The organism is Helicobacter sp. MIT 99-5507 (genome assembly GCF_003364295.1).
In the GTDB taxonomy this organism is placed as follows: Bacteria; Campylobacterota; Campylobacteria; order Campylobacterales; family Helicobacteraceae; genus NHYM01.
In genome coordinates this window covers 40,181-57,771 of record NZ_NXLO01000002.1, presented here as the reverse complement: position 1 = coordinate 57,771, position 17,591 = coordinate 40,181, and the positions used below count along the sequence as shown (strand labels likewise).

Here is a 17,591-nt window from a genome sequence, read left to right as displayed (position 1 = left end):
AAGATTCCATCATTTTATTTATCTTACAATTTTATCCTTTAAGGTGTGGTGGGTGATTGCTTGATTATTTTAAGAGGAAAGTCCGGACTACAATGAAGCAGGATTCCATCTAACAGATGGCTATCGTAAGATAAGGGAAAGTGCAACAGAAAATAAACTGCTATTTAATAGTGATGGTGAAACGGCGAGGTAAGAGCTCACCGGATTCTAAGCAATTAGAATCGCATTGCAAACCCAATTCGTAGCAAAAAGAGCAGGTTAAAAGCTTCATGATTTTTAGCTCTTTGCTGAAAAATTATTGTGAAATAATTTTTAGATAAATAATCACCCTAAATTTATTTTAGACAGAATCCGGCTTATAGCCACGCCTTAAAAACTCCTATCAATGCTTGGTCTTAAAACTCTTATAATATTATTTTTTCATGTTTAAATGTAGATTTTGATTATAATAAAACAATGTCTTAGGTAGTGAAATAAAAATTTATTTGTAAGTGGTGGCTTAATAGTAGAATCTATCAAGCCAAAATATTAAAACTTATAATCATAAGTTAGTGATATTGCGTAATTTTGTTTTACTCTATATCTCATATCCCCTATACTTTTAGTTGCTGGATATATTGGAAGAGAGAAAGCTAAACCAAATCTATTGCTATCATAGTTTGCTCCTAAACCAACTCTAGCATCACTATAAATGCTACACGAGAAGAATCTGTATTAACAATAGTATTATTTAATATTGCTACACTTACACCAACCCTACAATCGCATCAAGTGAAAAATTATCTTTCTTATAAAGATCAAATATCACATCCGCATTTGCCATAAGTGGTAAAAAAGAATAATAAGTTGAAGTTTTATTCCCATTTCCTGTTACAGCACTACCAGCATTGCTTGTGTTTATATTGATAAAAGAATCTCTAAAGCCAAAATATCCTTGAAGTCCTACTACATCAGTGAAAAAATGTCTATATCCAGCTTTAATTCCATACATTGGAGTAGATATTTTAGACTTATATTTCCTATCATCTGCCCCTCCTTCTACAGCAACTTCACTTACCCCAAGATCAAATCCTAAGAAAAATCCATTTTTATCATTTGCTAGGCTATAACCAAATAATAAACATAAACAAAGTAAAATCTTTTTCATTTTAAAGTCCTTTAAATTAAAATTTTTTAAAATTTGGATTCTACCCCACCCTATTAAACTAGGCTTAAATTATTGTTTTAATAGTGCAAAAGTATGATATTTTAGAGCTTTATAAATTCAAAAAGTCCTGTTACGCCATTGTTTTTTATATCTGGAATGTTATTTAGATTCTCATTATAAATCTCAAGATGATTATTTTTGTATTTCATACATAGAACTACATCAAAGCCTATAATATATCCCATCTCTAGAATCTGCATTTTATCAAGTGTTTGTATTATTGTCTCTGGGCGATATACTCGATGTGCGTTGAAACAAACTTTGTTTATCACCCCAACAGGCACACTAAAATAGAGTTTTCCATCTTTTTTTAGCACTCTTTGAAATGCTTTTAGTGCACACTCCCATGCCATAGGGTCTATTGGATCACCATATCGTCCTAAACCAAAGTGTTCGACACTGCATAATGCTGATAAAGATTCTATGCTTTCACTCTCTATATTTTCTAAATTTGTAGCATCAGCTTGAATATATCTCAATCCCCCCCCCCATCTTTGGTTGCAAAAATGTTGTATTAAAATCATTATTCATAGGGCGAATATCAATTAGATTTACATTTTGATTTGCACCAAGAAGGTGAGCGATAAATCCTTGCACAGATGAACCTACATCATAATGCATATTTGGTTTGTTTTGAGAGACTTTTCTTGCACCCCAAATATCTTGCACAAAATAGCTATTTTCAATCACACCGCCATTGTTTGCGTATTTATCTTCTCTACAAATATAATCAAATTTATTATTTATGATAAATCTTTTATCTGTGTTTAATTCTTGATATTTTTTTCTATCAGATTCTACTTCCTCCTTGCTCATTATTTTTCTATTCAATTTTTGCTTGTATCTATTAAGTCTATTTTTTATTTTTGTAAAAAATTTCTTTATATTTTTCATTTAAACTCCAAATAAAATAATTTGTAATTATATATTGCATTATTTAAACCAAAATGCAATATCTACAATCATTACACTGCTGCTAAATAGGTAAAAATAGATTCTATATTTGCTAAATTGATATCTTTAGTCCTTAAATGTCCTATCAATAAGTGGATTTTTGATACCAAAGTTATCTAGCATCTCTCTTTCTTTTGTTCTATGTTCTCCATTATCTATCTCATGATCAAATCCTAAAAGATGCAAAAGCCCATGTGTAAATAAAATAGCCATTTCATCTTTTAGTGAGTGATTTAGTTTTTTTGCGATTTGCATAGCAGAATCTATTGAAATTATGATACTTCCAAGTGGTGGATTTTCTACATTTATCCCACTAAAATCAAGTGGAAAAGACAGCACATCTGTTTCATAATCTTTGTTTAAAAACTCTTTATTTAGTCTTCTTATTTCATTTTTATCTACTATTACTAATTCTAATTCACTTTCTGTGATAGTATTTTTTATCGTAGTTAAAAAACTAAGAATTTCACTATCAATACTAATATTTGTTTGATTTAAAAAATGTATCATTATTGTCTCTTTATTATGGTTTTATGTAAGCCAAAGTGCTAATTCATCGCTTATAAAATAATTTGTAGCATAGATTCTATTGTCTTTTTTTATGCATTTTTTCTCTTGCAATAAAATTTCTAATTTTTTAGTATTTATATTTTCTATATCCACACCTACTTCACTTCTAAGCCCTAGAAAAATACTCTCAAGTCTCAAATTGTCATCATTTAGAGATTCTACACTACATTTTAGTGGATTTTCTATATATTTTTTAAAATCATTTTGTTTGTAGATTCTATTATTTTTTATTCTACCAACTGCACCAAGCCCAACGCCCATGTATTCTTTACCTTGCCAATAGGCAAGATTGTGTTTGCTTTTGTGATTTTTTGCATAATTTGATACTTCATATTGATAGAATGAAAAATTATCTAATATTTCTTTTATTTCATAACATAGCGAGTTTTGTAGTGTTGGATTTTTATTCATTTTGTAGAATCTAGAATCTTTATCGATACTTAAAGCATAACAAGAAATATGTCCTACACCCAAATCATTTGCCATTTTTAGCTCAGATTCTAGGGATTGTTTTGTATCTAGTTTTGTATCATATATCAAATCAATACTTACAAAAATATTGCACAAAATTGCATGTTTGATAAATTCGTATGCTGTTTTTGGATTATGATTTCTCTCTAATAATCTTAACTTATCTTCTCTAAAGCTCTGCACGCCTATGCTAAATCTATTTATACCTAAGCTTTTAAAATCATTTAGCGCATGAATGTCCCTATTTGGGTTTAATTCCATTGTGATTTCTGTATCATCACCTATATATGGTTTTAAAATCTTAAAAACTTCTTCATAATCCTTTGGATTTAGCACATTTGGCGTGCCACCACCAAAAAATATAGAATCTAAGTTATTTATATTATTTAAAGAAGATTCTAAGTCAATTTTTAGTGAATCTAAATATTGCTTTTTAAAATCAATTAAATTTGTAAAAGAATTAAAAGCACAATATCCGCATTTAGATTCACAAAATGGAATATGAATATAAAGTAGCAATATTTCCTCTCCTATTTTCAAAAGTTTTTTATCCAATTTTTTATAGAATCTGCAAGTTTTTGCTTAAAAAAATTAAATAGGATTATAATATGCAAGATTTAGAACAATATCGTCCAAATGTCGCAGCTATAATACTATCAGTAAAATATCCAGAAATTTGTGAATTTTTTATTGCAAAACGAAATGATATAAAACATTCGCGTAATATTTGGCAATTTCCACAAGGTGGAATCGATAATGGAGAGACTCCAGTATGTGCCCTTTATAGGGAGCTAAGAGAAGAGATTGGCACAGATGATATAGATGTGATTTCTGAATATCCAGATTGGCTTACATATGATTTTCCAGCTGGAGTGATAAGTAAGAAAATGTATCCATTTAAGGGACAAAGGCAAAAATATTTTTTAGTAAAATTAAGAGCAACATCAAATATCAATCTTGATACACCGATTCCAGAATTTGTAAAATATAAATTTGTAGATTATGATAGGATTTTTAGTAATACTATTTATTTTAAAAGACCAATTTATAAAAAAGTGCTTGAATATTTTAAGAAAGAAGGTTATATCTAATGCTGATAGTGCAAAAATATGGTGGAACTAGCGTAGGCGATTGTGCCAAGATAGCAAATGTGGCAAATCGTGTTGCTAGTGTGAAAAAAGAAGGACATGATGTAGTTGTAGTAGTTTCTGCTATGAGTGGAGAAACTGATAAATTGATAGGATATACAAAATATTTCAATGATATTCCAAATGCAAAAGAAGTAGATAGGATTGTAAGCACAGGAGAGATTGTAACAAGCTCGCTTCTTTCAATTGCTTTGCAGAATCTTGGATTTAAAGCAGTTGGGTTAAGTGGTAGTGATGCAGGTGTGATTACTGATTGTGTTCATACAAAAGCAAAGATACAAGAAGTAAATCATCAAAATATTGATAAATATCTAAAAAAGGGCTACATAGTCGTTGTAGCAGGATTCCAAGGAATAAGCACAGATGGTGATATTACGACTTTGGGTCGAGGGGGTAGCGATTTATCTGCTGTTGCAATAGCTGGTGCACTAAATGCTGATTTATGCGAGATTTACACTGATGTTGATGGGGTTTTTACAACAGATCCACGAATTGAGAGTAAAGCAAAGAAAATTGATAAAATTAGCTATGATGAGATGTTAGAGCTTGCTAGTCTTGGTGCAAAAGTGCTTTTAAATAGATCTGTTGAGATGGCTAAAAAACTAAATGTTAAAATCATTACAAGAAATTCATTTAATAATAATGATGGAACTTTGATTACAAATGAGGAGGAAATTATGGAGAAGCCTATAATATCAGGTATAGCACTTGATAAAAATCAGGCAAGAATTAGTATGGTAAATGTAGATGATAAGCCTGGAATCGCAGCTAATCTTTTTACTTCACTTGCAAATTCAAATATTAATGTTGATATGATAGTCCAAACAATAGGACGCGATGGCAAAACAGATATTGACTTTACTATTCCAAAAACAGATTTAGCTATTGCAAAGACGATTTTAAGTGATTTTGAACAATCAAGCCAAAGCATAGAATTTGATGAAGATATTGCAAAAGTTTCTATCGTAGGACTTGGAATGAAAAGTCATTCTGGCGTGGCAAGTAAAACATTTGGCACAATGGCAAAAGAAAATATCAATATTATGATGATTAGCACAAGCGATATAAAAATATCTATGATTATAGATTTAAAATACGCAGAACTTGCAGTTAGAGCATTGCATTGTGCTTATGAATTAGACAAATGAATAGTGATTTAAATTTTGCACATTGGACTCTAGAATTAGCACGCAAAGATGGTATTTCTATGGGTTGGTTTGAAGAAAGGCGATTTGAGTGGTGTCAAATTGCATCTAGATTTACAAAAGATATTATAGAAGGTAGTGCTATTATTATATGCTCTGATTTGCAAAAAAAATGGTTTTGTGAATATGCTATACAAACTATAAATGCTAATACCGCTAGACCACTAATTCCAATTGTCAGTCTAGAATCCATGCTTCCAAATGATACGACTTTTGATTTGATGCTTGTTGAAGATATGTTAAATGTTGCATTTAATAATAAATATATTATTTGGTATATTGGGTATGCAAATAATAAATTAGTAGAGTTTGCTAAAAATCACCAAAGTAACTTTATATGGGCATTTGATGGAAACTTGCAAACTGCATTTAATCTAAAATCAGATGATATCAATTCAGATATTCAATTATTACAGCTATTTAAGATTCTAAATAAAACAATTGATGCAATGATGTTTGATGAGATTGATGATGGTTATGGAATCTAGAATAGGTGAGATTATCCTAACAAATGATATTGCTTTTGAGATTGAAAATACAAAGCTAGATTATCCAAACAATAGAATCTTTTTTGAGAGTAATTTTAAGATTGATAGTGCAAGAGATGTTATTGATGAAAGCTATATTTCATCAAATATGCTTAAGTGCATAGTGATTGCTGGTGATAGTTTTACTCCTCAAGCACAAAATACACTTTTAAAAGTTTTAGAAGAGCCACCAACTAATATAAAATTCATACTCATTACAAAATCTAAAAATAGTATTTTGCCTACGATTTTATCTCGTATGATTGTATTTAATAGAAAGATTATGATACAAAGAGAAGATTTTGATATCGATTTAAATACGCTTACTTTGGAATCTATTAGGGATTATATAAAGGATTTATCCTATTCAAAAGAAGAAACAAGAAGCAAGATAGAAAGTCTTTTATTTAGCCTGCAAAAGACAAATATCAAATTAAATAGAAATGAGTTAGATTGTTTTAGCGATGCAATAAGTCAATGTGATAGTGGTATAAATGCTAAATATATATTTTTGGTGCTTTTGCTTATGATTTTAGAAAATAAAAGGAAAGCTAATAAATGGCAGAAATTTATAGATTAGAAAATCTTTCAAATCTATGTGAGATTGGAGCGACAAAATACGCAAATGATGTGGCTTTAAAAAAAGGCAAAATATTTTATTTTAAAATTAAAGATTTAAATAGTGTGGCAACCCAGATTTTAAAACAAGAATGTCTTAGTGTTGGTAGTGATTTTATCACTCCAAGAAATGCGATTTTATGCAAGGAAGAAACATATAGTGGAATCTTGATAGCTACATTATCACAATTAATAAGAATCATTGATAAATGCAAGATTCAGCCATTTGGATTGAGTAATATTGCTAAATTGCTAGAATCTCACACAAAGGAATATAGCTTTTCTCCTAAAATTATGGGGATTATAAATATTACAGATGATTCTTTTTATGAAGATTCTAGGATAAAAAATATTGATGAGATTATTTTAAAGATTAATAATTGGATTGAATTTGGTGTAGATATTGTTGATATTGGTGGAGTATCTACTCGTCCAGGAAGTGAATTTGTAGATTCTAAAGAGGAATTATCTAGGATTAAAGATGTGATAAATGAGCTTTATAAACTCAAATTTATGGATAAAATCACATTTAGCATTGATAGTTATAATTTTGATACGATTAGATTCTGCCTTGATAAAGGATTTAAAATCATAAATGATGTTTATGGACTAAAAGATGAAAATATCATATCTCTTGCAAGAGATTATAAAACACATTTGGTTCTTATGCATAATAGTTGGATTTATCCTCATAAGCAAGATGATATCATCCTAGAGCTTGATAGTTTTTTTAATCAAAAATTAGAGATTATTGATAAATACGGAATAAATGATGTGATACTTGATATTGGCTTTGGTTTTGGAAAAGATAAAAAGCAAAATCTTGAATTAATCAAAAATTTGCGACATTTTACTTATTTGGGATATGAAATATTAGTAGGTGCAAGCAGAAAAAGAACTATTGGAGATATTACAGCAAAAGATACAAAAGATAGACTAAGCGGGAGTTTGGCACTTCATCAATGTGCTATTATGAATGGTGCAAGTATCATTAGAACCCATGATGCAATAGAGCATGTTGATATGATAAAGATTTTAAAGGCGCTAGATTGAATAAAAGGCAGATTTTATTAAATCAGCTAGAAAATCATGGTAAGAAAAATCTTTCTTCTTTAAATGAAGAAGAGCTGCTAGATATTTTTAATGAGATTAATAAAGAATGGGTGCTTAATTTTGTCGCTTATAATAGTGGTATAAGAAATATAAAAGCTATTAATATTGATGAAATGGAGCAAGAAATAAAATTAGAGATTTTAAATTCAAATAATCTTTATGATACCTTTTATCAATTATTGCAAAAACATACATTTAATAGCATTTATGATGTCGTGCTCAATAGCATGAATAGCAAAATTGTTGAAAAGACATTATTTATTTTAGAGATTAAATATAGACAATATCAAGAGATATTACTAGAAGAAATAGCAAAGAGAATGGAGCTTATGCCAGCTGAAGAAGCAGCAGGATTTATTAATTTTGTTGAACAAAAAAGAGAAGATATTGAATTTTTAAAAGATATATTGCTTGAGTTAAAAGATTCTAAAATCGGGACTAATATCAATAAAATCACAAATATCAAAAAATATATTATTAGCAATTTTATGACAGAATACTTGGAAAATGCGTATAAGGACTTTTTTGCACATTCAGATGATAAGCAAGAGTTAATTGATAGACTAAGAAATATAAGCAATGCATATTCTAAAAAACAGCTTGATGATATGACAAAAGAGGATTTGGTTGATATTTTAGCATCTATAAAACAAAAAGAAATAGATGAGAAAAAAGACAAAGAAGATTATGATAAATATTTAGCATTGTTTAAAAAGGCTTTATATGAAGATGACACTTTTGGCTTTAATACCATTGTAATGCAAGCTTTGGAGGATATAAGCCAAGATTGTTTAAAGAATCTAAAAAATACATTAAAAAATGAAGACCCACTATTTGAGAGCAAATTTCAATCTGCACAACAAGAATGGCAAAAGTTTAAATAATTATCTAAAAAAATTATTTATATCAAATGGTATAGCTTTTAGTGCATTTTCTATTTTTATATTTATTGTTGGGATTTTATCACCCCATGCAAATTCTAATATATGTAAATTTTTATCTATATCTTTATAATCCATAAAAATCGTATGAGAATTTTCTTTATAAATTGCATTTCCTTGTAATACTTCATCTTTTATTTCATAAGTCCATAGAATCTCTTTTGTTTTTAATCTTTCATCAATCTTATAAATAAGTGCTTTTGCATTTATATTATTATCAAATATGATTATATAAATAATATATTTATTGTTTAGGAATCTTATCTCTTGCATATTTTCTATTTTGCCATTATTGCAATTTTGACAAAGTATCTTGCTACCTGTTGCATCGACTAATTTAAATTCATCTTTATTCCCACCAAAAATCCATTCTATTTTACTTTTTTTGTCTAGCTTGATAATAGAATCTCTGTAAGCAACAAATAAATCATTTGAATAATATAAGCTTGAAATATTATTTAACACATCAACTTCAAAAGGAAATTTCCATTTATTTAGAATCTTATAATCTCTATCTAAAAGCTCTATATCATTATTATTTATTTTAAAAATATTATCATTAATATTTAGTAATTTTGCAGAATCTTGGATATTTAGCATAAATGCTTTTCCATTTATAATATCAAATGCCATATTATTTAGTATGAACATTTTAGGTTTTTCAATAAATTGTGTTTTATCAATATTTGCAAACCATCGCACATTTCCTAGCATATCTATGATAAATGCAGAATCCTCATCTATAACAAAATAAAATCTATTATCAAATCTAGTATTGTCAATCTTTGTTTGTTTAATCTCATTTTTTTTATTTTCAAGTGCTTTTGTTTGCAAATAATATGTATCTTTTTTTATTTCATTATTTATTTTGTATTCAATATCGATTTTGTTATTAAAATCTTCATATAGCCCAAATATAGGCACACCGCCATATTCTTTTATATTTTTTTCTGTGATTTTGTAGATTAGTGGAATCTCTTTAGTATCTTTTGAATTGATTGTAACTATGGCTTCTTTTATATTTTTATCTTTTAAAATCGCAGTAAGTGGAGATAAAGGAATGATATTAGCATTAAGAAATACAAGAAAGCTAACTAAAAGAAAGATTGTTTTATTCATATTTGTTTTTATCTATTTATTTTTTTTAAAAGTGGTGGACTTTGCAGGACTCGAACCTGCGACCTATCGGTTATGAGCCGATAGCTCTAACCAGCTGAGCTAAAAGTCCATCATTTGGCAAAGGGAGATGAATTATACTCAAATACAAATCTAAAAGCAAGTAGATTTTGTAATAATGCAAACAACACGCCAAAGGTCAAAAAGCTACTTCCACCATAGCTAAGAAATGGAAGCGGCACTCCAACAACAGGGGCTAATTTTATTGTCATTAATATATTTACGCTTACATGAATGAAAAGTAAAAATCCAATAGAAGCACTCAAAACTTGCAAGATTCTATCTTTTTTGTGTGTGTAGCTTAAGATGAGTAAATGCAATATCAATAATCCATATAAAAATAATATTACAATAGCTCCCAATAATCCAAATCGCTCCATTAGATAAGGAAATATAAAATCACTCTCTGGAACTGGCAAAAAATTTAGTTGTGCTTGTGTTGCATTTTCTAATTCTTTTCCAAAAAAGCCTCCACTTCCTATTGCAATCATTGATTGTTGGACTTGGTATTGTGGTTTTGGGCTTAGGAATTGCTCGATTCTATTTAGCTGATAAGCATGCAAATAATTATTAATAATTGGCATTATAATTGGAATAGCAATAAGCATTATTGCAACAATAGTTGCAATTGCTGCAAGTATTTTTTTGTGGATTCCAACCAAAAATAAAACCCCATATCCCATTATAAAAATAAGTATTGATGTCCCTAAATCTGGCTGAATCTTTACTAATATAACAGGTAATAATATAAAAAATGAATGTTTTAAAAATCCTTTTAATTTATATCCATCTTTTGGTGGTGGGTCATTGCTTATATTATATGCAAGCATGAGGATTAATGCACTTTTTATAAATTCACTTGGTTGCAATGAAATATTAATAAAAGGAATCTCAATCCACCTTTGTGCTCCATATTTTGTAACACCAAAGAATTCAACTGACACAAGCAATATAATAATCAACCAATAATAAAATGGTATAAGCCAAAAAAATCGTTTTATTGGTATCAAAAAAATCACAAGACTAATAAAAATTGTAACAGATATATAAATGATTTGTTTTATTGTTAGATTTGGATTTACTTCATAAATTAGTTTTAAAGATATTAGTATTATTGGAAGTGTGGTTAGTATGATTAGATAGTCAAAATGTGCAATAATCCTTCTATTGACATTAAACAAAACAAAATATCCTTAAAGTAATTTAGTTACAATTCTAACAAAAAAACTAATAAAAGTGATGAATACTTGGAAATTAAATGCGATTCTATCTCTCTAATAAGGCTTGATTTATTTTTAAGCTCTAAATTAAATATCTCACGAAGTCAGATTCCAAATCTAATAAAAAATAAGCTAATTACTATAAATGATAATATCGCAACAAAATCCGGTGTTTTGGTAAAAGAAAATGATATTATCAAAATTGAAAAGCCAGAATCTAACAATCAAGATTGCTCTTTTTGTATAGATTTTGATGTTGAGATTATATATGAAGATGATGATATATTAGTGATTAACAAACCTCCATATATCGCTACACATGGTGCACCATCGCTAAAAGAAAGCAGCCTTGTAGATTGGTTAAAGGCAAATAATAAACAACTATCAAATATTAGTGGAGAGAAAAAAGAAGGCATAGTCCATCGCCTCGATAAGCAAACAAGTGGTGCAATGGTGGTTGCTAAAAATAATATTTCGCATTCATCGCTTAGCTTGCAATTACAAAATAAAACAATGGGTAGATTCTATATTGCAATCATTGATGCACCACTAAAAAGTGATATGGTGATAGAATGTAATCTAGCTAAAAATCCAAAAAATCGCTTAAAAATATCAAAACAAAAAAATGGTAGATATTCAAAAAGTAAATTTTATAAATTATTATTAAGCAAGGATTCTAAACAAGAATTAATACTTGCAAAGCTTTACACCGGACGCACACATCAAATTAGAGCACATTTAGAGAGCATAAATAGGCATATTATAGGCGATAGTTTGTATGGGTATAAAGGAAATGATTTTCGGGTGATGTTGCATTCTTATTTTTTATACTTAGAGCATCTTAAAAATGGTAAAATGTCGTTTTATGCCAATATTTTTGATGATATGAATTTATATTTAAAAAATAATTTTGATATGGAGATGGTAAGTGAGATTCTTGCAAATATTTCATTTAATAATTTTAGCGATGATATTTAGTGCCTGTTCTAGCACTTTATCACATTTTAACGGAGTAGATAATAATATCCCAAAAATAAAAAATATAAAAACTATAGTTGGTGTTAGCGAAGTTGCGTTTGAATGGAGTGTGATGACAGATTCAAAAATACAAGGATATCTTGTGTATAGAAATAGTGGTGAGGGCTATAAAGAAATAGCTCATATTAAAAATCCGCTTATAAGTCATTATGTTGATACAAATTTGATTCCAGAGAAAGAATATAGTTATTACTTTTATGTTTTAGGCAAGGATACGTATTCAGATAGAAGCGATATTATTAAAGTAAAAACATCATATATCGCTCCTGTTACAAATTTGTATGCATCAAATGATTATCCAAAAAAAGTAAAACTTATTTGGAGTCCTCATAAAAATCCTTCAATATCACATTATTTAATCCAGCGAAGTGATGATAATATCAATTTTAAAACTATTGCAAATATTGATAGTAGATTATCAGCTGAATATTTTGATGAGAAACTAAATGATGCTAGCTCGTATAGTTATAGAATTATTGCGGTAGATTTTTTGGGCGCACCATCTCGTCCAAGCAAGATTGTAATAGCAAAAACAAAGGATAGACCGATTTTAAATACTACTTTGAGTGCTTCAAATAATTATATAGATAAAATTGAGCTAAAGTGGAATCCTCTAAATAATATTTCAGATTATAAAATTTTTCGTGCAAGTAAAATTGATAGCAAATACAATCAAATAGCAACAACAAAAGATGCAAAATTTATAGATGGCAATAAATCCCCAGGTGTAGAGTATTTTTATAAGATCAGCGGAATAGATTCTAGTGGCATTGAAAGTGAGCAAAGTGAGCCTGCACGCGGCAGCACAAAAGAATTGATAAAATCTCCAAACATCACAAAAGGTTATATTGATAATAATAAAGCTAGGATAGAATGGAGTGGAAGTAGCGATGCAAAATATTATTTTGTGTATAGAAGAAGTGGTTTATTTGGCAGTAGCATGAAATTTAGAGTTGATGATAATTATTTTATAGATAATGATATGTCAGATAAAGAATATACTTATTATGTTGTAGCAGTTGATGAATTTGGCATAGAATCTAAAAAATCCCAAGAAGTTACTTTGCAGATAAAATAAAATGCCACATTTTTATGCAAGAAAAATAGACAAGATAGCTTATCCAATAAGCAAAGATGGTTTTTTATTTTCTTTAATAGCTAACAATATTAAATATGATGATAATTTAGTATTGGTTAGATATAGGGATTTTTATTTTTTCTTTATTCAACAAAATAGAGGCGATAAAGTACTTGTAAAATATAATAAACATCTAAAATGCAGTTCAATTGATATTGTAAAAAAAGCATTAAAAATCTATATGGAATTATGCAATGCAGATGTTTTATTTCATAATTTAAATCAAAAAAAAGATAAGGAGAATCTAAGCCCATATCTTTTATCACCTACAAAAGAAAATATCTCGAATCTTTATAAAAAATCAAATTATTTATCTATTGAGATTGGATTTGGTTCTGGTAGGCATTTGTTGGATTTGGCACAAAAAAATAAAGATATTATATTTTTAGGAATTGAAATTTACAATAGAGCAATAGAGCAGGTGCTAAATCAAATCAAATTATTAGATTTAAAAAATTTATATATTATTAATGCAGATTGTAGAATCTTATTTAATATTTTAGATTCAAATGTGGCAGATTCTATATATTTGCACTTTCCAGTGCCTTGGGATAAGAATCCATCAAAAAGAGTATTTAGCAAAGAGTTTTTAAAAGAATGTGAGAGGATTTTGAAAAAAGGTGCATTTTTGGAATTGCGTAGCGATAGTGCGGAATATTTTGCGTATGCATTAGATTTGGCAAGAGATTTTCATTTATTTGATATAAAAAAATCTATTAATTCACAAGCACGAATTATTAGCAAATATGAAGCAAGATGGAAGAAACAAAATAAAGATATTTATGAAGCTAGATTTATCTTAAAAGATTCTAAGAATTATGTTAATAATGTAGAATCTAATTTTAATTTTACTAATCTTGATATAAAAAAGATTCTAGATTCTAGTGATTTAAAATTATTTGGTGATAATTATTTTTTACATATAAAAAATATTTATAAATTTGATAATGGTTATGTATTGTTTGTGTTATTTGGTGCATTTAGTGCTCCAAGTAAAATTTATTTATTGGTTAATAATTATGGCAATGTAGAGGTTTTAGGCGATATAATAAAAACAGAGGCAAATATAAAATCACTACAATTAATAAAAAAGTGGAGTGTAAATAATTGAAGCAGTCAATCATCACAGCATCAAATCTAAACCTAGGATACAATAAAGACCCGCTTGTAATCACAAATGCGACTTTTCAAATCAAAGAAGGTGAATTTGCATTTATTACAGGAGTAAGCGGAAGTGGTAAATCAACCTTACTTAAGTCTATGTATGGGAATCTTCCGATTCGTGATGGGCATCTAAATGTTTGTGGATTCAATCTTCATAATGCAAATAAATCTTCTATTATGAAACTAAGACGACAAATTGGTATTGTATTTCAAGATTATAAACTTATCAAAGAATGGAATATTGAAAAAAATATTATGTTTCCAATGATAATAAATAATTTTCCAAAAAATACTTGTAAAATAAAAACAGAAAGGTTATTAAAACATATAAAATTAGATCACAAATCAAATAAATATCCATTAGAATTAAGCGGAGGAGAGCAGCAAAGAGTGGCTCTTGCAAGAGCACTAGCAGGAAATCCAAAGATAATTTTTGCTGATGAACCAACAGGGAATCTTGATGATTATAGTAGTGATATGATTTGGAATCTCCTTCGAGGTGTAAATGAGCAGCTAAAAATTACAATTGTAGTTGTAACACATAGAATGCCAGATAAAATAGATAATAATTATAGGCATTTATATATAGAACATAAGGTCGTTTATGATATGGTTTAGACAATATTTATCTCTACTTGTGCCACTTATTGCACTTCTTGTTGGTATTGAGAGTGTATTACTTATAAATCGTGCTGTTGTAAGTCATGAAGAAGTTATTGGAAAAAATTATGCAATAGTTTTTGTTAGTCAAAATGAGATTAAAGAAGAAGATATAAAAGCATCAATTAGCGATATTTATTCAATTCGCCTTTTGGATACAAGTCAAGTATTGGATGATATAGATTCTAAGTTTAAAGATACAAATATTGATGATTTAAAAAAATCTTTACCATTTTTCTATGCTATTACTCTAAATTCATTTCCAAATCAAAGCCAAATAAAAGAAATTGAAAAAACTTTAATGTCTTTTGGCAATATTACTAGAGTGGAATCTTTTAGTAAATCACATGATCAAACATATAGATTGCTTATATTATTAAAAGGCTGTATTGTTGTTTTATCTGGGCTTATTTTTATAATAAGTTTATTTTTGATGATTAAACAAATTGAAGTATGGAGATTTGAACATAGCGAGAGAATGGAGATTATGACTTATTTAGGTGCGCATTCAAAAATAAAAAATGCCCCACTTTATCGTCTAGCACTTACATCATCTTTTATTGCTGCATTGATTGTTGTTTTTATCGTTGCTTTTATTGTGAATACTAATAAGATTAGCTCTATTGTTTCTATGCTTGGTATAAATATATTTAGCCCAACTACATTTATAATTGATTATTTTATATTGCTATTTGCAGCTTATGTTATATCAATGAGTTCAGTATTTGTGGTAATTTTATTTCAAAAAGAACCTTGATGCGTAGAATTAGATTTTTATTTTGTATTTTATTTATTAGTTTTTTATTTGCTGATACAGATTCTAGAATACAGCATAATCAAGAAAGACTAAATACTATTAGTTCCAAGCAATCAGCGCTTAGTAAAAAGCTAGATACTCTTGGTAAAAATATCAATGATAAAAATAAAAAGATTAACGAGCTAGATAAGCAAATAAAAAAATTGCAACAATCTATAAATATAAATCAGAAGTTGTATCAGCAACAAGAAAAAATATTTAACGAATCTAAAGATAAATTAAATAAATTAGCAGATAGATTAAATACCTTACAAAATGAGTTAATAGGAATTGTTTTAAAAGACATGACAATTACTATGATTTTAAACCAAAAAGAGCCATTAAATGAAGAATCAATATTGAGTGAAGAGATTCTAAGTCACTTAAGTAATTCAGCAAAAGAAAAAATCAATACTTTGATAAAAGAGCAAGATAAGCTAAAAGAAGAGATGAGGATAGCACAAGAAAAAATTAATACTGCTAAATCTGTTATCACATCACAAAGAGAAAAAAAGATAACTTTAGAAAATTCAAAATTAGAGCAACAAGCCTTAGCTAAAAAAATGAAGGATGAAGTAGAATCTTATAATAATGAGATAAAAAGGCTAGATGACGAAAGGACGCAAATTCAGCAGATTCTAGTTGATTTAGATATCTTAAAAAAGAAAGAATTAGAAAATCAAGAAGCAAAGCGAGAAGCACTACAAAAAGATGATAAAGATGCACCATCAATTGGTAATAATATCGCACCAATTGAAGTAAGGCAAATTGGTAGCTCATATAGAAATGTAAGCACAGCACGATATAGTGGCAAGAAAACAATTGCACCACTTAAGACTTATACAATTGAAACAAAATATGGACCATATTTTGACCCAGTTTATAAAATGAAAGTATTTAATGAATTTGTAACATTTGGTGTAAAAAAACGAAGTGCGGTATTAAGCGTGCTTGATGGCAAAGTAGTATTTGCAAAAAGCACAGCTATGCTACGAATGGTAGTCATTATTGAGCATAGCAATGGTTTGCATACTATTTATTCGTATTTAGATGAGATCTCAAGTAATATTAAAGTAGGTGCTATAGTAAAAAAGGGTGCTACAATAGCATATGTAAATGATAGATTAAATTTTGAAGTTACACAAAAAGACAAGCATATTAATCCTCTTGATTTTGTGTATGTTAATAAATAAAAATATAAATATGCCGATACTTTTTGCAAAGTATTATTTTCAATATTAATAAAAAGGGATTTATTATTATGGATGCAACAATACAAAATTTGGGCTCTAGCAGTCAATATAGCATAACTCAAGAAAGCAATTATGATAATACACTAAATCAAAATATATATACTACACAATTTAGAGTTGAAGATGATAAGCTTAGCAACTTAAGTGATAGTGAAAAAGACAAATTAGAACAGCAATTGCTTAGCTTAGTAAAAGAATTAAACAAAGAAATGGAATCTGTCAATACAGATTTAATGTTTGATTATGAAGATTATATATCATCTTTGGTTTTAACAATCAAACAGAAAGAAAGTGGTGAAATAATAAGAAAAATACCAACTGATGAGGCAATGGAGTTGATGAAAAAAATGCGTGATATTATAAGTATTATATTAGATACACAAGGATAAATT

General features: G+C 28.2%; 20 protein-coding genes, 1 tRNA gene and 1 other RNA gene. 14 read left to right on the top strand and 8 right to left on the bottom strand.

Annotated elements, in window-relative coordinates; genetic code table 11:
• Nucleotides 1-40: 40 nt before the first annotated feature.
• An RNA gene (gene rnpB / locus CQA42_RS02825) (RNase P RNA component class A) lies at nt 41-375 on the top strand.
• Nucleotides 376-745: 370 nt separating this feature from the next.
• On the opposite strand, the gene CQA42_RS02820 is transcribed toward rnpB, so the two are convergent.
• The 5 genes from CQA42_RS02820 to hemW form a co-directional block, all read right to left on the bottom strand.
• Entirely contained in the window at nt 746-1,147 is a 402-nt protein-coding gene (locus CQA42_RS02820; RefSeq protein WP_115583186.1) for a hypothetical protein, read from the bottom strand.
• Nucleotides 1,148-1,248: 101 nt separating this feature from the next.
• Complete coding sequence (locus CQA42_RS08425; RefSeq protein WP_258865543.1) at nt 1,249-1,686, bottom strand: DUF268 domain-containing protein; 438 nt, start codon at nt 1,684-1,686, stop codon at nt 1,249-1,251.
• Nucleotides 1,667-2,101 (bottom strand): hypothetical protein, encoded by a 435-nt coding sequence (locus CQA42_RS08420; RefSeq protein ID WP_258865542.1) that lies wholly within the window; start codon nt 2,099-2,101, stop codon nt 1,667-1,669. Before CQA42_RS08420 ends, CQA42_RS08425 begins: the two co-directional genes overlap by 20 nt.
• Nucleotides 2,102-2,227: 126 nt before the next feature.
• A complete protein-coding gene (gene ybeY / locus CQA42_RS02810; protein WP_115583185.1) occupies nt 2,228-2,671 on the bottom strand; it encodes an rRNA maturation RNase YbeY in 444 nt (147 codons plus the stop codon).
• Between the two features lie 21 nt (nt 2,672-2,692).
• Nucleotides 2,693-3,742, bottom strand: a complete 1,050-nt coding sequence (gene hemW / locus CQA42_RS02805; protein ID WP_181881475.1) for a radical SAM family heme chaperone HemW — start codon at nt 3,740-3,742, stop codon at nt 2,693-2,695.
• 68 nt (nt 3,743-3,810) lie between these two features.
• Between hemW and CQA42_RS02800 the strand changes: the two genes are divergently transcribed.
• From CQA42_RS02800 to CQA42_RS02775, 6 genes are read left to right on the top strand one after another with little or no spacing between them, the layout of a single operon-like run.
• Nucleotides 3,811-4,293 carry an RNA pyrophosphohydrolase gene (locus CQA42_RS02800; RefSeq protein ID WP_115583183.1) on the top strand — a complete coding sequence of 161 codons (483 nt, stop codon included), beginning with the start codon at nt 3,811-3,813 and terminating at the stop codon, nt 4,291-4,293.
• A complete protein-coding gene (locus tag CQA42_RS02795; protein WP_115583182.1) occupies nt 4,293-5,498 on the top strand; it encodes an aspartate kinase in 1,206 nt (401 codons plus the stop codon). The genes CQA42_RS02800 and CQA42_RS02795 overlap by 1 nt, the downstream gene beginning before the upstream one ends.
• The gene (locus CQA42_RS02790; protein WP_115583181.1) at nt 5,495-6,043 is read left to right on the top strand and encodes a HobA family DNA replication regulator; all 549 of its coding nucleotides are present in this window, start codon (nt 5,495-5,497) and stop codon (nt 6,041-6,043) included. Before CQA42_RS02795 ends, CQA42_RS02790 begins: the two co-directional genes overlap by 4 nt.
• A complete protein-coding gene (locus CQA42_RS02785; RefSeq protein WP_115583180.1) occupies nt 6,015-6,662 on the top strand; it encodes a DNA polymerase III subunit delta' in 648 nt (215 codons plus the stop codon). The genes CQA42_RS02790 and CQA42_RS02785 overlap by 29 nt, the downstream gene beginning before the upstream one ends.
• Nucleotides 6,641-7,753 (top strand): dihydropteroate synthase, encoded by a 1,113-nt coding sequence (gene folP, locus CQA42_RS02780; RefSeq protein WP_115583179.1) that lies wholly within the window; start codon nt 6,641-6,643, stop codon nt 7,751-7,753. The genes CQA42_RS02785 and folP overlap by 22 nt, the downstream gene beginning before the upstream one ends.
• Entirely contained in the window at nt 7,750-8,697 is a 948-nt protein-coding gene (locus CQA42_RS02775) for a hypothetical protein (protein ID WP_115583178.1), read from the top strand. The genes folP and CQA42_RS02775 overlap by 4 nt, the downstream gene beginning before the upstream one ends.
• On the opposite strand, the gene CQA42_RS02770 is transcribed toward CQA42_RS02775, so the two are convergent.
• From CQA42_RS02770 to CQA42_RS02760, 3 genes are all read right to left on the bottom strand, one after another.
• Entirely contained in the window at nt 8,698-9,873 is a 1,176-nt protein-coding gene (locus tag CQA42_RS02770; RefSeq protein WP_115583177.1) for an aryl-sulfate sulfotransferase, read from the bottom strand.
• A gap of 32 nt (nt 9,874-9,905) precedes the next feature.
• Nucleotides 9,906-9,982 (bottom strand) — tRNA-Ile (locus CQA42_RS02765).
• Between the two features lies 1 nt (nt 9,983).
• A complete protein-coding gene (locus tag CQA42_RS02760; protein WP_115583176.1) occupies nt 9,984-11,111 on the bottom strand; it encodes an FtsW/RodA/SpoVE family cell cycle protein in 1,128 nt (375 codons plus the stop codon).
• A 66-nt stretch (nt 11,112-11,177) separates the two neighbouring features.
• Between CQA42_RS02760 and CQA42_RS02755 the strand changes: the two genes are divergently transcribed.
• From CQA42_RS02755 to CQA42_RS02725, 7 genes are all read left to right on the top strand, one after another.
• Entirely contained in the window at nt 11,178-12,128 is a 951-nt protein-coding gene (locus CQA42_RS02755; RefSeq protein WP_115583175.1) for an RluA family pseudouridine synthase, read from the top strand.
• Nucleotides 12,079-13,266 (top strand): fibronectin type III domain-containing protein, encoded by a 1,188-nt coding sequence (locus tag CQA42_RS02750; RefSeq protein WP_115583174.1) that lies wholly within the window; start codon nt 12,079-12,081, stop codon nt 13,264-13,266. Before CQA42_RS02755 ends, CQA42_RS02750 begins: the two co-directional genes overlap by 50 nt.
• A gap of 1 nt (nt 13,267) precedes the next feature.
• Nucleotides 13,268-14,437, top strand: coding sequence for a tRNA (guanosine(46)-N7)-methyltransferase TrmB (gene trmB, locus CQA42_RS02745; RefSeq protein WP_115583173.1), 1,170 nt, complete (start codon nt 13,268-13,270; stop codon nt 14,435-14,437).
• Nucleotides 14,434-15,108 (top strand): cell division ATP-binding protein FtsE, encoded by a 675-nt coding sequence (locus tag CQA42_RS02740; protein ID WP_115583172.1) that lies wholly within the window; start codon nt 14,434-14,436, stop codon nt 15,106-15,108. The genes trmB and CQA42_RS02740 overlap by 4 nt, the downstream gene beginning before the upstream one ends.
• Nucleotides 15,095-15,907 carry a cell division protein FtsX gene (locus CQA42_RS02735; RefSeq protein WP_115583171.1) on the top strand — a complete coding sequence of 271 codons (813 nt, stop codon included), beginning with the start codon at nt 15,095-15,097 and terminating at the stop codon, nt 15,905-15,907. Before CQA42_RS02740 ends, CQA42_RS02735 begins: the two co-directional genes overlap by 14 nt.
• The gene (locus tag CQA42_RS02730) at nt 15,907-17,139 is read left to right on the top strand and encodes a murein hydrolase activator EnvC (RefSeq protein WP_115583170.1); all 1,233 of its coding nucleotides are present in this window, start codon (nt 15,907-15,909) and stop codon (nt 17,137-17,139) included. Before CQA42_RS02735 ends, CQA42_RS02730 begins: the two co-directional genes overlap by 1 nt.
• Before the next feature lie 68 nt (nt 17,140-17,207).
• Entirely contained in the window at nt 17,208-17,588 is a 381-nt protein-coding gene (locus CQA42_RS02725; RefSeq protein ID WP_115583169.1) for a flagellar protein FlaG, read from the top strand.
• Nucleotides 17,589-17,591 lie beyond the last annotated feature (3 nt).

Excerpts from the sequence above, each read along its gene's own strand:
- CQA42_RS02820 (WP_115583186.1), bottom strand. The coding sequence starts at position 1,147 with ATGAAAAAGATTTTACTTTGTTTATGTTTATTATTTGGTTATAGCCTA.
- CQA42_RS08420 (WP_258865542.1), bottom strand. The coding sequence starts at position 2,101 with ATGAAAAATATAAAGAAATTTTTTACAAAAATAAAAAATAGACTTAAT.
- ybeY (WP_115583185.1), bottom strand. The coding sequence starts at position 2,671 with ATGATACATTTTTTAAATCAAACAAATATTAGTATTGATAGTGAAATT.
- CQA42_RS02800 (WP_115583183.1), top strand. The coding sequence starts at position 3,811 with ATGCAAGATTTAGAACAATATCGTCCAAATGTCGCAGCTATAATACTA.
- CQA42_RS02795 (WP_115583182.1), top strand. The coding sequence starts at position 4,293 with ATGCTGATAGTGCAAAAATATGGTGGAACTAGCGTAGGCGATTGTGCC.
- CQA42_RS02790 (WP_115583181.1), top strand. The coding sequence starts at position 5,495 with ATGAATAGTGATTTAAATTTTGCACATTGGACTCTAGAATTAGCACGC.
- CQA42_RS02785 (WP_115583180.1), top strand. The coding sequence starts at position 6,015 with ATGAGATTGATGATGGTTATGGAATCTAGAATAGGTGAGATTATCCTA.
- folP (WP_115583179.1), top strand. The coding sequence starts at position 6,641 with ATGGCAGAAATTTATAGATTAGAAAATCTTTCAAATCTATGTGAGATT.
- CQA42_RS02770 (WP_115583177.1), bottom strand. The coding sequence starts at position 9,873 with ATGAATAAAACAATCTTTCTTTTAGTTAGCTTTCTTGTATTTCTTAAT.
- trmB (WP_115583173.1), top strand. The coding sequence starts at position 13,268 with ATGCCACATTTTTATGCAAGAAAAATAGACAAGATAGCTTATCCAATA.
- CQA42_RS02735 (WP_115583171.1), top strand. The coding sequence starts at position 15,095 with ATGATATGGTTTAGACAATATTTATCTCTACTTGTGCCACTTATTGCA.
- CQA42_RS02730 (WP_115583170.1), top strand. The coding sequence starts at position 15,907 with ATGCGTAGAATTAGATTTTTATTTTGTATTTTATTTATTAGTTTTTTA.
- CQA42_RS02725 (WP_115583169.1), top strand. The coding sequence starts at position 17,208 with ATGGATGCAACAATACAAAATTTGGGCTCTAGCAGTCAATATAGCATA.